Annotated in this window: 14 protein-coding genes; 2 read left to right on the top strand and 12 right to left on the bottom strand. The window is 36.7% G+C overall.

All coding sequences use genetic code 11. From position 1 onward, the window contains the following. Positions 1-270: 270 nt before the first annotated feature. Both AC1EU0_RS06295 and AC1EU0_RS06290 read left to right on the top strand, forming a co-directional pair. Positions 271-720, top strand: a complete 450-nt coding sequence (locus AC1EU0_RS06295; RefSeq protein WP_480301279.1) for a hypothetical protein — start codon at positions 271-273, stop codon at positions 718-720. Between the two features lie 139 nt (positions 721-859). After that, positions 860-2,149 (top strand): tyrosine-type recombinase/integrase, encoded by a 1,290-nt coding sequence (locus AC1EU0_RS06290; RefSeq protein ID WP_480301278.1) that lies wholly within the window; start codon positions 860-862, stop codon positions 2,147-2,149. Between the two features lie 360 nt (positions 2,150-2,509). Here AC1EU0_RS06290 and AC1EU0_RS06285 read toward each other — a convergent pair whose 3' ends face one another. From AC1EU0_RS06285 to AC1EU0_RS06230, 12 genes are all read right to left on the bottom strand, one after another. Continuing rightward, positions 2,510-2,713, bottom strand: a complete 204-nt coding sequence (locus tag AC1EU0_RS06285; protein ID WP_480301276.1) for a DUF3565 domain-containing protein — start codon at positions 2,711-2,713, stop codon at positions 2,510-2,512. Then, positions 2,710-3,255 carry a GNAT family N-acetyltransferase gene (locus AC1EU0_RS06280; protein WP_480301274.1) on the bottom strand — a complete coding sequence of 182 codons (546 nt, stop codon included), beginning with the start codon at positions 3,253-3,255 and terminating at the stop codon, positions 2,710-2,712. Before AC1EU0_RS06280 ends, AC1EU0_RS06285 begins: the two co-directional genes overlap by 4 nt. A 288-nt stretch (positions 3,256-3,543) precedes the next feature. Further along, entirely contained in the window at positions 3,544-3,909 is a 366-nt protein-coding gene (locus tag AC1EU0_RS06275; RefSeq protein WP_480301272.1) for a hypothetical protein, read from the bottom strand. Between the two features lie 26 nt (positions 3,910-3,935). After that, a complete protein-coding gene (locus AC1EU0_RS06270; protein WP_480301270.1) occupies positions 3,936-4,076 on the bottom strand; it encodes a hypothetical protein in 141 nt (46 codons plus the stop codon). A 17-nt stretch (positions 4,077-4,093) separates the two neighbouring features. Continuing rightward, positions 4,094-4,312 (bottom strand): DUF6500 family protein, encoded by a 219-nt coding sequence (locus tag AC1EU0_RS06265; protein WP_480301269.1) that lies wholly within the window; start codon positions 4,310-4,312, stop codon positions 4,094-4,096. Positions 4,313-4,432: 120 nt separating this feature from the next. Further along, positions 4,433-4,765, bottom strand: a complete 333-nt coding sequence (locus AC1EU0_RS06260; RefSeq protein ID WP_480301267.1) for a hypothetical protein — start codon at positions 4,763-4,765, stop codon at positions 4,433-4,435. Positions 4,766-4,953: 188 nt separating this feature from the next. Beyond that, complete coding sequence (locus AC1EU0_RS06255; RefSeq protein WP_480301266.1) at positions 4,954-6,774, bottom strand: ATP-dependent nuclease; 1,821 nt, start codon at positions 6,772-6,774, stop codon at positions 4,954-4,956. Positions 6,775-6,889: 115 nt separating this feature from the next. After that, complete coding sequence (locus AC1EU0_RS06250) at positions 6,890-7,411, bottom strand: hypothetical protein (RefSeq protein ID WP_480301264.1); 522 nt, start codon at positions 7,409-7,411, stop codon at positions 6,890-6,892. Between the two features lie 39 nt (positions 7,412-7,450). Next, positions 7,451-7,822 (bottom strand): hypothetical protein, encoded by a 372-nt coding sequence (locus AC1EU0_RS06245; RefSeq protein WP_480301262.1) that lies wholly within the window; start codon positions 7,820-7,822, stop codon positions 7,451-7,453. Between the two features lie 619 nt (positions 7,823-8,441). After that, complete coding sequence (locus AC1EU0_RS06240; RefSeq protein ID WP_480301261.1) at positions 8,442-9,815, bottom strand: hypothetical protein; 1,374 nt, start codon at positions 9,813-9,815, stop codon at positions 8,442-8,444. A gap of 405 nt (positions 9,816-10,220) precedes the next feature. Further along, on the bottom strand, positions 10,221-11,084 hold the full coding sequence (locus AC1EU0_RS06235; protein WP_480301260.1) for a hypothetical protein: 864 nt from the start codon (positions 11,082-11,084) through the stop codon (positions 10,221-10,223). Between the two features lie 420 nt (positions 11,085-11,504). After that, a complete protein-coding gene (locus AC1EU0_RS06230) occupies positions 11,505-12,656 on the bottom strand; it encodes an alkylhydroperoxidase-related (seleno)protein (protein WP_480301258.1) in 1,152 nt (383 codons plus the stop codon). Between the last annotated feature and the right edge of the window lie 378 nt (positions 12,657-13,034).

Below are 13,034 nucleotides of genomic sequence, written 5' to 3'. Positions count from 1 at the left end.
TCCACTGCTTATTACTTTTACTTATAGTTTTAGGTAGAGCAAAGCTATACCTGGTTAAATTAATGCCAAATCGATTGTTTTATATTCAAAAAAACGAAAGGGCATTGTTGCATTGCTTGCACAACAGTTATAAAGGTTTGCAAAGCAGTGGTATTTTACTAAAGGCACCGTCAAAAAGATACCTATGACTTGTTATCAAAATTGATCTGGATCATGTTTGCGACCAGAATGTGAGCGAAAACTAATAAAGGACAATTTGCAGTGGGCGATATGACAATTTTAAGAATTTTATTACCGTTAATCATAAGCTTAGGATTAATTGGCTGTGGTCAAAAAGACACGAAAAATGTAGAAAAAGGGAGTTCAGATCCTACTTTATGCAGTTTTATAGACAATTCGTGCACAAATTCATCGAAAGGTGTTAATTTTACAATAAAAATTAGTCCTGAAGAGGTGCCAAGTGAACAAGATTTACATTTACGTCTAACTGTTGATAAAACACTCACAAATGTAAAAGCCCGCCTAGAGGGGAGGGATATGTTCATGGGCATCATTCCTGTAGCTATATCTCAAACTGAATCAAATACCTACGATAGCCAGTTTATGCTAGGTTCATGCGCTAGTGGTTATATGGTATGGCGCTTATTTGTTAGCGCCGAATACCAAGGTCAACAAATCAACACTCATTTTGATTTCTTAGCTGATAACAAGCAAAAGTAGCATTATTGTTTTGTAAATCGAACAAAAATGACAAAGTTTAAATTTGTGTAACAGCTCACAAAACCTTAACTCAAGCTGACAACTTCAATTAGCTTAATGCCGATAATCACCGTTATCGGCAATTCATATAAGAAAACAAATGAAACTACTTCCACCTGTAATTCCGATTTTCGACAAGCCAGAACACATACTTGAAGGGAATCCTGTTGTTAATCAATATATCACCAACGTTAGTCTTTCATCTGTAGAGGACGCAAGCTTATTACTAGAGCATGCTGCAGATTGGCTTTATGAAGAAAGGCATAGCGAAAATAACTACAAAGCGTATCGAAGTGAAATCACTACGTTTTTTCATTGGTGTTTTGATATAGCAAAACTATCTCCAATACAGATGACACGTAAAGATATGGCTAAGTACATTAATTACTGCCAAAATCCACCAGAAGCACTGACCGGATATTTCAATGTGGCTCAATTTACAGGTAAAGATGAGCTACGACAGCCAAACCCAAATTGGAGACCATTCATAGGTAAAAAAGCGAATGGCAGCCCAATACCTTATACATTGAGTGACAATGCGCTTAAAACCAAAATTGCCATTTTATCTGCGTTTTACAATTATTTGATCACAGAAGAATACTGTGAGCGAAATGTTGCTCAAATCTGGCTTAACCATAGTCGGTTTGGTAAAAATAAAAGCTATAAAATGGAATCTTCAGATGAAAAATTACCAATTTTCACTGAATTACAATGGTCATATGTGATTACAACAGTTCAAAAATTGGCTCTTGAGAACCCAAATATTTATCAAAGGCATCAATTTTTAATACAACTATTATATAGCTGTTATTTGCGGATATCAGAAGTCTCAGCTCGCGCTGGATATTCTCCTGTAATGGGACAATTTAGACAAAACCAACAAACTGGTGTTTGGCTGTTTTACATACCGAAAAGTAAAGGTGGCAAAAAACGCAGTGTTTCAGTATCTAAATCATTACTAAACGCACTTAAAAGTTATCGAAGATTTCTTAAATTACCTGAATCTCCAACTTTAAATGAGAATACGCCATTGTTTGTTAGACATCGCGCATCAGGTCGAGGTCGTGAACAAGGCATTCTGAATGCCAATTTAGGTATTCGCCAAATAAGAGAAGATGTTCAAACCATTATTAATCTCGCTGCGGATAATGCTCAACAAGATGGATTTGAATTAGATGCGCAGCAAATGAGAGAACTCACGGCACATAACATTAGACACACAGGCATCAGCCACGACATTAATCTAAACCATAGACCATTAGCCCATGTACAGGCTGACGCCGGTCATGAAAGTATTGATACAACCAGTTTATATATTCATACAACAGATTTTGAACGCGCCCAAAGTGCCGCATCAAAACCAATGGATCACTTGGCAGGAATAAAATAATACGAATACAAGGCGTCGCTACGTGAATAGTTCTGTACCTTAGATACTAAACTCGAGAATTATTCACGTAGCGTTAGAGCGTAATTTCAACAAGTTAGGCTTTAAAACTAACAAACCTGCCTAGCTTGAACCTTACATACAGGTATGCGCACAATCTATATTATGTTAAATACTATTTAGAAGTAACTAGAGTGCCTACAATTGTAAATTGACACTCAGACTTGGATTTTCCAGCAAGGTCAGAATGCCCTACTTTTTTTGTCAGCAAACTTCAGAACCGTAAATCTTGAAAATGTAAATATGCTTATGTGTAGATGAAAATCCATTGGGTAAATTTGGTGCTGATATTTTAGAGATGGATCAAAAATCTTTTGGTGCGTTAGAGTCGCATTTTTTGCAATCTAGTTTATGCCCTAAAAACTTTTTGCGTCCATCAATAGAAACCACCCAAGGTCGATTTATAAATGGTGGCTGATGTCTAACATGTTGAAAATGACCACAGTTCAATTCTGCTACCCAGTCATCTTCTTCATCTTTACGGTAACCAATGATTGATTGCTTCATAACTCATTTCTTAATAACGAGAATACTTTCAAATCGTGATAAGCGCCTTTCCAATAACCATGCGCTCTTAACACTCCATCACATTTGAAATTATGCTTTTCTAAAACTACTTCTGAAGCTCGATTGCCTAGCATTACATAAGCTTCAATTTTATTAATGTGTTTTGGGCAATGTTCTGAAAATATGAATTCAACAAGCTTTCCAATAGCCTCTGTTGCAAAACCTTTTCCCCAAGATAGCTTAGAAAATTCATAGCCAATAACAGCTACATGGTTGCTTTCCTCAAATCGATTGATACCACATCCACCAATAAAACGATTAGTTGATTTATCTCTAATAGCCCAACGGATACCTTTTCCATCAGTAAATCGTTTTGTATCGTCATTAATTAAAGCAATAGCCTCACTTTTATCACTAAAAGATAAGTCGTAAAATTCAGTGACATCAGTGTCTGAAAACATCTCAAAAATGGGTTCAACATCTTCAAGGACTTGTTCATTTAAAATTAAACGTTCAGTTTCTAATAATGGAAATTTGTTCATAGCAACATCTTAGTTAGCCATAGGGTGCATTGGAAGTTACAGCCCTACTCCGCTAAGCATAAATAGTACGAGGTATTCAGTATTGGAACTACGTCCAAATTTATTTAGCTACTCTGCTTTGACGATTGACTTCTTTAACCGGTCGAATGTCGTATACCAGTAGTAGACATAATGGCTAGCAACCAAATGATGAAATAATGTCAGACTCGCTCCCGCGCAGATAGCAAACCTCTTTCACTGTAGTCAGCGTTGCCAATTTATCGCTTATCACATCAAAGTTAACGTATTTTATTTTGATTTTTCTATTTGTCTTGCATTCAATCTGTATTTGCCTTCACTTTTAGAAACTATTCCTTTTATTCTTAATTGCTGGTTTGGTCGTACTAGTGATATGTTTTTACTGTGTTCTCTGCCCATGTTAGGAATACTTACTAGTAACGAATATACTTTGCCATCATCGGACTTGAACTTCCAAATTGAACCATCTTTCCCTTGTATGGTTTTTTCGATTACAACTCCAGAAACCCAATGTTCCGTTTCAAAAAAATTAAAAGAAAATTTCTTTTTATAATCACTTTCTTTTTGGTTTGCTTGAGAGCAACCAATAATTGAAATTGCTAGTAGTAAGAGCAAAACATAACGAATGATGTTCATGATAATGTATAGCCTTTAATGTTTAGTCATAGAACCAGCATGCATTCTAGCTTGATGAATAGTGATATTGAACTCGATAAGAGTGTAACGCCTAAATCAGGTGCGCCGAAGCCGTCATGATTGCTTAAATGATGGTGACCAGTACTGAGAAGTACTGCTTCAATCATTAACTTCTACACCCCTTTTACTGACCAGATTGTACCATCTCTTTTATCTTTACTGCTTTCTCGAAATGGTCAAGCTTGTGTTTCATAATCCACCACTCTGCGGCTTCCATCAGTAGCTCAGGGTTATCATTTTTGTTGGCAAAAAAAGCATAGAAAGATAATCCAACATTATTACCTTTAGTCGAAATCTTCTTATCACAGATCTCGATAATTTTTGTTCTTAAATTTTTTCTCATTCTGATTATCTATCTTTAGATGATGACGTAGGCTAGATACGTATACCGCCTAAATGAGGTACGCCGTAACCGTCACTTGGATTTAGGCGTTAGGCGCGTGAAAACGGTAAGTAGAATGGACTATTCGTTTTGGAGATCTGTAAAGTTAACGACTTTACCCCACATACGGTAAGACCCAGCATTTTCAATTACTTGATATGAGCCTTTGATACGCAGTCCTTTGACTTTAAATTCTGTTGGGATTTTACCTTCCAGCTTATTGTTATTGTCTGTAACAACTCCCCAAAAGCCACCTTCAATTGGAACATATACAACAGCACCCGAAAACTCTAGGGGTTTATTATCTGATACGTTCATGGAGTGCTTCTTTGTTGGTGACGTTAATTGATTGCTTGAGCTCTGACATCCAAAGGTTAGCATGATCCCAAGAACAATAATAGCTATACGCATCATAGAAAATATCCTTTCTAGAAAGACAAACATTTTAGAGTCATATGTTCAATCCGTAAATATGACATTATGATTCAGTATCATAATGTTGTCTTATGTCGATAACGAGATGTTTCTGAGATGGTGCTATTAGCGCCTAACGCTTCGTTCAGGTGCGTTGTAGACGTTATCTGGATTTTCTTGTTATATTTCTATGCACCATACGCAAATTGAATAATCTCTTTAAGAGTTGCTTCACAGTTTTGGCTCAATTCTATGTCCCCATCTAGGTAGTCACAGACTCGTTTCCAAGAGTTGTACGGCTTATCTGAACTTTTAACCTCTTCACCCAACTCACGATCCCATAAAACATGTTCAAAAGTGTCACTGACGAGAAATACATTATCCAAGCCAGCAATATCAGAAATTTTCTTGTTAGCTCTATACGGATGAATTGCTCTAACATCTTGTAGCTCGGCGTCAGTTAGTTCTTTTCTGTCTTCATCATGTACTACTTTATAACTAATTTTAAGGTGGTTAAGTACTTTTGCAATTGCAGGGATAGTCCATTTGCCACCTGCTGATATTACCGTAGTGTCTTTCTCTACTGTGTTCTGTATTTTTAATTTTTCAATAAGCCTGCCTGCCATTCCGAGAACAGCAACTTCCGTGTCACCTTCGACAAGAATGACTCGTTTGGCAAAAAGAGATTCACACACTGTTGGGTGAAAATCTAAGGCTGCTCTCAATAATGAACGCTCGTCATAATCACCATTTTTTTCAAAAATATCTGAAGATACTTGATGAACAGTTCTATTATTGTCTGCTGATCGCTTTAACAGCTTTAGTGATTCTGGATTTTTTGCTATATCAATTAAAAAAGGTGAGTGGGTAGAGCAAATCACTTGCCACTTAGGTGAATTAGAGCGTTTCTCTAATGCACCTTTTAGTCTTCGCATTAAATGTGGATGAATATATAGTTCAGGTTCTTCGTAGAGAACTACAACTGATCTTCTATCACCGCTAACCTCAGATTCAACCTCTGCGTTTGATTCTAGAATTGCGAAAGCCAAAGCTCTTTGTACGCCACTACCTTGATACTCAAGACTTGTTTCGACTTCTTCATTAATTAAGAAAGTAGCAGCTTTCATGAATAGGGGTTCAATATCTATATCATTTACCGCGAGCTTTACTTGAGAGTCAAAATCAAGAATTTGATTTAAAGTTTTTGATATTTGTTCTAAAGCGGGGTTTAGCCCTTCTATTACTGAATCATCTTCAGCTTGCCCTTTAAGTTTTTTTTGAAGATTCTCTGCTTTTTCAACGTATTCTTCGTATAAAGTATCACCTTTAACTAAAGGGAAGAGCTTCTTTGAAAAAAGATAGGCAAAAGGGCTACTACTCGTTGTTTTTAGATCATCTTCAATTTTAAAGCTTGCTGGCACATACATAACATGAGGGATAGCTTGCTGAAGTGAGTTTGCAAACTTCTTAACATGCCAGTCTTCGATTTGCTCGATCGTTTCTGGTTTGTGTTCTCTTATATAATTTTTTATATCTTCAGCGCCAGCATCGTAATCAGGTTTATTCTTTATGTTTAATGCAGTTAATACATCCGACAAAACTGGATCTTGTCTCGCTTTCTGTATTCCTAATCCTTCACCAGGAAATACTTCCTTATTGTAAAAGACGCTGTACTCCCAGTTATAAGAACTTTTCTCATCATTAGCCTTGCAAAAAACACGAATTTTTAACCTATTATTATGAATAATTTGAGAAATAGCAGATTTTTTCTTTTCCCACTCCTCTAGCTGGTCAAATTCACACGATATTTCTAATTCATCACATTCAAGGCTTTGGTTAGGCCAATCTTCAAGTTGGGGCTTTTTATTATCTAATAAAATATGGATGGCATGTAATATCGTAGATTTTCCGATGTTATTTGGGCCAATTAACGTCGTAAAGTTCTCGATGTCAATCGAGGCATAAGAAATGCCACGAAAATTCCTAAGCTCTAGCTTTTTGATTTTCATTTCTATCCTTGAATTTTGCTGAGATGTTTGAAGAAATATAACGCATGGTTTAGGTGCGCCTTAGGCGACACCTCGAACCACTTGCTATGCGTTTTTTATACGGTGAAATTGCCTTTTAGAAGTGTTTACAAATACCGTGAAATACTTTGTCATTTTGTAAGAAGACAAATGGTTTATTTCCACTACCTTCGAACTCATTGACAGTTAAAGCGTAAATATTAGATCCCGAACCAATACCTTGCTCTTTTGTCATTGTAGTGACGACTTTGTAGGAATTTTCGTCTGACCCCATATCAATGACTTGTGGTTTTGTAATGTAGGAGTTTGTCAATTCTCCGACCATCAGCCCACTTTTCCTATCAACCGTAAACTCTTTACCGACGTACATTTTTTGGTATAGATCTCTGGAATTTTCATTGTAGCCATCGACGAAAGATACTCTATTGATTCTGCATTTATAGTTACTCAGGTTTGATGCAAAGCTGAAATGACTGCTACTGATAAGAACGATAAAAAGAACTAATTTAGATAACATGTATTTCATAAGTAAATGGTTGTGATGTATTGAAACGCATAATGCCCAGTTAACGGGCAAATGGTGTTTGGCTAAAATTTGGAACGCAGTGAAAAAAGCCAAACATTATTTGTCCTGTTGAACTACTTGTATGTACCGCTGCTATTTTGCAATTGCTTTACAAACACCACATCTTCTAAAGCCGTTTAGACCTGAGGATGTAAGGCATTTTTGCCCTTTGGAGTCAAAGCAGGCAGTGCAATACAATCTTGAGGTATCCTCGTCAAAGTAGTAACAACCTGACTTTAAATCTGGTTTTTCTGTTGGTACTTGTTGAGCTTTTAAAGAAGCAACTTCTTCTTTTAGCAATACAATTTGTTCTTTTAACCCTGCTGCCGCTAATTTGGTATCAGCTAATTCAAGGCTAAGGTCAGCCAACACATTTTTAATTTCAGCTTCATTAATATTCTTAGATATTTCTCTCAACCTAGAAATTAAAGTTAAAGAATTATTAATCGGTGAAATAATGTCCACGAGTTCTCCTAGGTACATAACAGTGTAATTAAGAGGAATAAGTCCTCTTTTCTACTATATGGATTTCACCCAGCGCTATCTTTAATTATTTAAAAACATATAAAAATCAAAGAATTAAATCCATTTACTTGCAGAAAGAAGGAGGTACTCCTCTTTTTCAGTGGAAACGAGGGATTTATCCTTCTTTCCGGAAGAAACGATTAGGCACGCTACAGCACTGGGCATCGTAACTTGAAATGACATCCAGTCTGGTGATTCCTATTTTTGCGGACGATATTAGCGCAAAATTTAACGGCTTGGTATGGCATTCTGATTAAATGAATGTTTTTTGTTTGAAAAGTGAACTAGATCCAAAAATCATTTAGATTTAGTTACATGCGCATGTTCAAATGACATTGAAATTGATTGAAAAGCATCCAGCTCTCGTTTTATTGAAATAATACCGATTGAAAGTAAAGTTACATAGTCTTAGATAAATAGTGCTAATTGATTTAGGTTACTCACCTTCATCCGCCCTTCTCGTCCAACCATTATATATAAAGCTGTTTGTCGCAAACACGATACTTACAGCGACACGCAAAGAACTCACTCTGGTTATAACCTGCACAATGAATCGAACTCAAATTTTGTGTTTAGCATCCCATTTTATCATTTGATGAATGTGTAAATTGTAATTGGTAACAAAGGTTAAAGGATCACGAAGTAGGAGTTTGAATTTATCTTGATGCTCAGGCATTACGTGTTGCTGTATCCAAGTGTCGAAAAATCTATCATATCCTGGTTTTTGATACGGACAAGACCCTTCACCAACGGCATCAAAAATAGATCCAGTTGTATCGGTACTCTCGCAAATACATAATGCTAATGCATATCTATCACCAGCTTTAAAAGCGTTCTCATCCCCCATTTCACGGCTCAAACTGATTTGTGTGGTCGTGTACAGCCAGCAACAAGTATCCTTTTTATGTCTCCCGCTTTGATATTTAAAATCGATGGCATCTGAAGTATCAATAATTTTAACCGGTGCTGAAAGATTGGAAACGGCCATATTTCCCGTGTGAATATCTCTTAAATATATCTGATAATAATTTAGTGTCATCAAGTCCTTACATACACCTTCAAACTGATGAACATGCAAGAATTTCCCGTTATTTAGGAGGCCATCTTGTACCTCTATTCCTGCGTCTCTTGCAATAACAACACCCCTTTCCACTATAATACTTGGCACAATATGCACGTATTTATACATTTCTCTGGCTATTCGATGTGTGTCTAATGCTTCTTCTTTAGTAAAATCTGCAAGATGTTCTCTCCTCAATAGCTCTATGTAGAAGTCATCCCTATTTCCAATATATGAAGATGCACCACCAATTCTTTCTGTTTTGCTTTTACTTCTAGTCTTTTGAACATCAGTCACCCACTGTGCTAAGCGCCTCACTGGTGTCAACTTTCTTTCAGGATCGAAGTACCATTGATTGTGAGCCTCATCTCTTACCACATAAAGATCAAACTCGTTTCTTAACGCAACCTTAGGGTTAAGCAAGGGAGGTGTTGGAAGAACTTTTTCAGCAGAGGCTATGCAGGCTCTCGGTTGCTGACGGGAGACATGAGCGCTTTCACCTAGTCTCGAAATTTGAAGGTTTGCTGAGAATTGATCGGCAAGTTGTTTATTAGGGGAGCGTTGACGTTCGGTGATTTTTTGAGATGCGAAAAATGCGGAAAAACTACCATAGTTATTACGAATTGCATTTACTGCACCAAGGATATAAGCGTGGCCAAACTGCTCATCCTGCACTTCTTGATTTTTACAAAAGTATTGTATCGTTTTAGCTAGACAACAGTCCCTATCTCTTACTATTTCGAATATATTATCTGCATCAATTGTTAATCGTAACCTAGTCCTATCAGACGACACTTGTAATCGTTCTGGATTCTGCTCTAAATAAGTTTGCCATTCTGAGGATTTGGTACTTCTTAAGATTGGAGGAAACATATACTAACAACTGTGAACAAACCATCTAATAGTCTATACAATTCAGCCATGTAACAAAGCAAAATTAAGTATGCTTCATCATTGGTTAATATATGTAGACAGTGATTTGATAAGTATCATGCCAAACGAAAAACGTTTTGGGGCAGAAACGTTATAATACAGATTTTCCAGCACGTTAAGTCATAGAAGAGGCAACAAGATATCTGTGGAAACATCTGCCATTGATTGGCATTGAACCTCTTCTCTTTAAGAGCCATTTGAAGTTACCGAAGAGAACTAGAAAAAAATCATTAGCTGGATGGCAAGCCTAACCAAGATAGTTTCAGTAAATTAGCACATTCCACATTTACTTCAATTGCTTAACGAACACTGCCTTTGCTTGCCAAGCAGCTGTGTATTCTATTGTTACTCAATAAGCCTAAGCTCTCCTACCTTCACATCGTACGAATAAATAGGTAATCTTCTCCTTACAATTTCAATTAGTCTAGTTTGGAAGAATTTAGCATGGCCAATTAACTCCTCCATAGAAGTACCTTCCATTTCTCGGTCACTGATCACTATACCAATAACTGCCGACTTCCCCCAATCAAGTACGACTTCATGTAATCTGTTTGCCCCTGTAAGCAAATAATTTTGATATTCAGGTGTGAAAAAATAGGTTAACGGTAACTGTACTGCGCTACGGCAAATCTCAAAATCACCATGGTATTTGGTAGATTTTTTCGCTTCCTTATCATAAAGGAGCTTATAGCTATGAGAGTGTAAATCCCAATAGACTTTCTTGCCTTGTTTGTTCACTCTTTCTGTTAGTGAGTCATACTTAGTAACACTTCTAACTTCACATCTTTCTGAATCTAATATCACACCAATTTCTCGATATAGCATGCTGCCTTTAAAAGGCAGTAACAAAGAGGTTGATGATGCCCTCAAGGTTCCAATGTGTTCAAGTTCATCGAAATCATAATCAAATTTTGCAGTATTGAAAGGTTCCCAAGAATTACAGCGGGTTAACATTTTTGCAAATAACTCACCTCGATGAAATTTCGAGATTAACATTTCATGATTTGTTTCAGGAGAATTAGCCGATAAAACTTGATAACCTGTTACAGGTGCCGCTACCACCGAACAATTAGTTTTCGAATATTGATGTTTTTTAGATAAAGAAAAAACAAACGGCTCTTCAATTTTTTTATGTGTAATATTGACTACTTTGCCAATATTTGCCGCATTAACTATATTTCCAAGTTTGACAATATTTGCTAGTGACATTTTCAAGCCTAACAGTTGTATTTTTACCACTATTTTAAAATACACCACAAACTATAATCGTGAAATTAATATTCATTAATTTCAATAATTAAGCTCAACTATCAATGATGAACATTTCGTCGGCCTGAACATTATTTAAAGCAGGTCTTGTGATGATTTAGATATAACTAATGGCTATCAACATAAAGATTCGAATAAATTCTCCCAGAATTTAATTGAGCAAAACATAATAGCCTAGTAAACTGATTAAAATAGATTCGTGAAGTTTACTATGATGTGGTCTTTCGCCTAACGCCTGATAAATAAACAACTTATTTAATGATGAGATCTTGGCAACACATTTAAACTGAATAAAATCTGCAGATTTAAAGTTAAATGTGCAGATTTTATACCGGAAATGATTTATATTGTTGTTTTAAACTATTGCCCAGCTTTCCACAATCTTCGCCAAGCAAATGCTAATAGGATTTTAATACGTTCTAAACCTTTGGGGACACGGATGTAATTTACTCCCTGAAATTCTGAAAGCGCCAATTGATCTATTTTCTGGCCCATAACGGCTAATAGCACTTCTTCCATAGGAACTCCTGCTGGATCTGAGGTTCGGTTCAGTCCGTTGAAAATGGCTACCGTAGCCAAGACTTCAACCATCCCTTTTTCACCGAAATTTTGAGTCAGTGGCTTATGGAACTGAATTGCTGATTCAGGCTCACGATTAATTTGTTCAGTCACCTCCAAGAGTAAAGTGCTTTGCGGAATAGCACTCTCAATTGAAGCGTTGTTAAGCAAATTTAGATCGCTTTTTTGCCCTGCTTTTTTGGCGACTATGTCCAGAATGGCGGCATGACCATTGGCGCAGTAAAAACACTGGTTGATCATCGAAGTTTTAGTCGCAAGAATTTCCAACTGAGGACGAGATAGCGCTTTGTTTTTCCATATTTTATCGAAGAAGCTATGGCCTTCCATATACATGGCTTCTACCAAGTCACGGCGCAAGCCGTTTTCTATCGGTAATATACTGATAGCTCGCGAAACGTTTACCAAATTTTGATCGTCAATAGCTTCTTGAGTTTGCCTTATCCAAGCGCCATTATCACGTAGGTTTTCAGGATACTGTCGTGTCGGTTCACCAACTATCGGAGTTGGCAATGGCATAGGGACTACATCTAAGAAGCGGCAAAACAAATCTACTGGAAGCAGTAAAATAGTAATTCCGATCAATTCGGCATAAGCGCCTTCTCCCAAATGCTCAATGACTTCCTTTGCCCATTCGGTATTCAGCTGTCCGGATTCCGTCACAATACGCTCAATGGTATCGATTGCCAGTGGAGATAGCACGTCTATGGTAGGAAGTTGCGATAACTCGGTTATGGATTTTCGTTTGCGGTCATATACTGGAAGTGGTTTTGCCTCGCGAATAACTTGGGCTATGGCATTTTTTTCGGTGGCATCCCACCAGTAACCCGGTTGCGCCAAACGTTCCCAAATGCGATTAAACATCGTCAGTTTAGCTTCATCGATTTTCACCGGAAAAGATTCTTTATGAAAATAGCTTTGCTCTTTTATAGTCATTTTTATTTAAGCTTATATAGGTAGTATGTTTGTTTAGGATAATAAATGAATTTAGATAAAAAAGTATATCATCGCATACAACAGAAAGACGGTTGTAATTCTATATGTGCCGATATGGGATTACGCTAATGGATGATAATCAAATTTTTCAGTCCTGAAGTCTGCAGGGTTAATATCGAAGCTGTGCTTGTAAGAAATGAATGATCCTTAAATGTACTTACCGTAAAACTCATTATTTACAAAAGCCTTACTTTTAATGACAACGTCTGATTATGCCTCTTAAAACTAAAACTATTCCGTATATTGATTAAGAGCAACAGAACAAGGCTATGTGCAGTTTTAACATAAGTTAGCATTGGAGAACTTCGAAAAGGTGAG

The organism is Parashewanella sp. 2210YD4-3, assembly GCF_056591735.1.
This window is presented reverse-complemented; position numbering and strand designations above follow the sequence as displayed.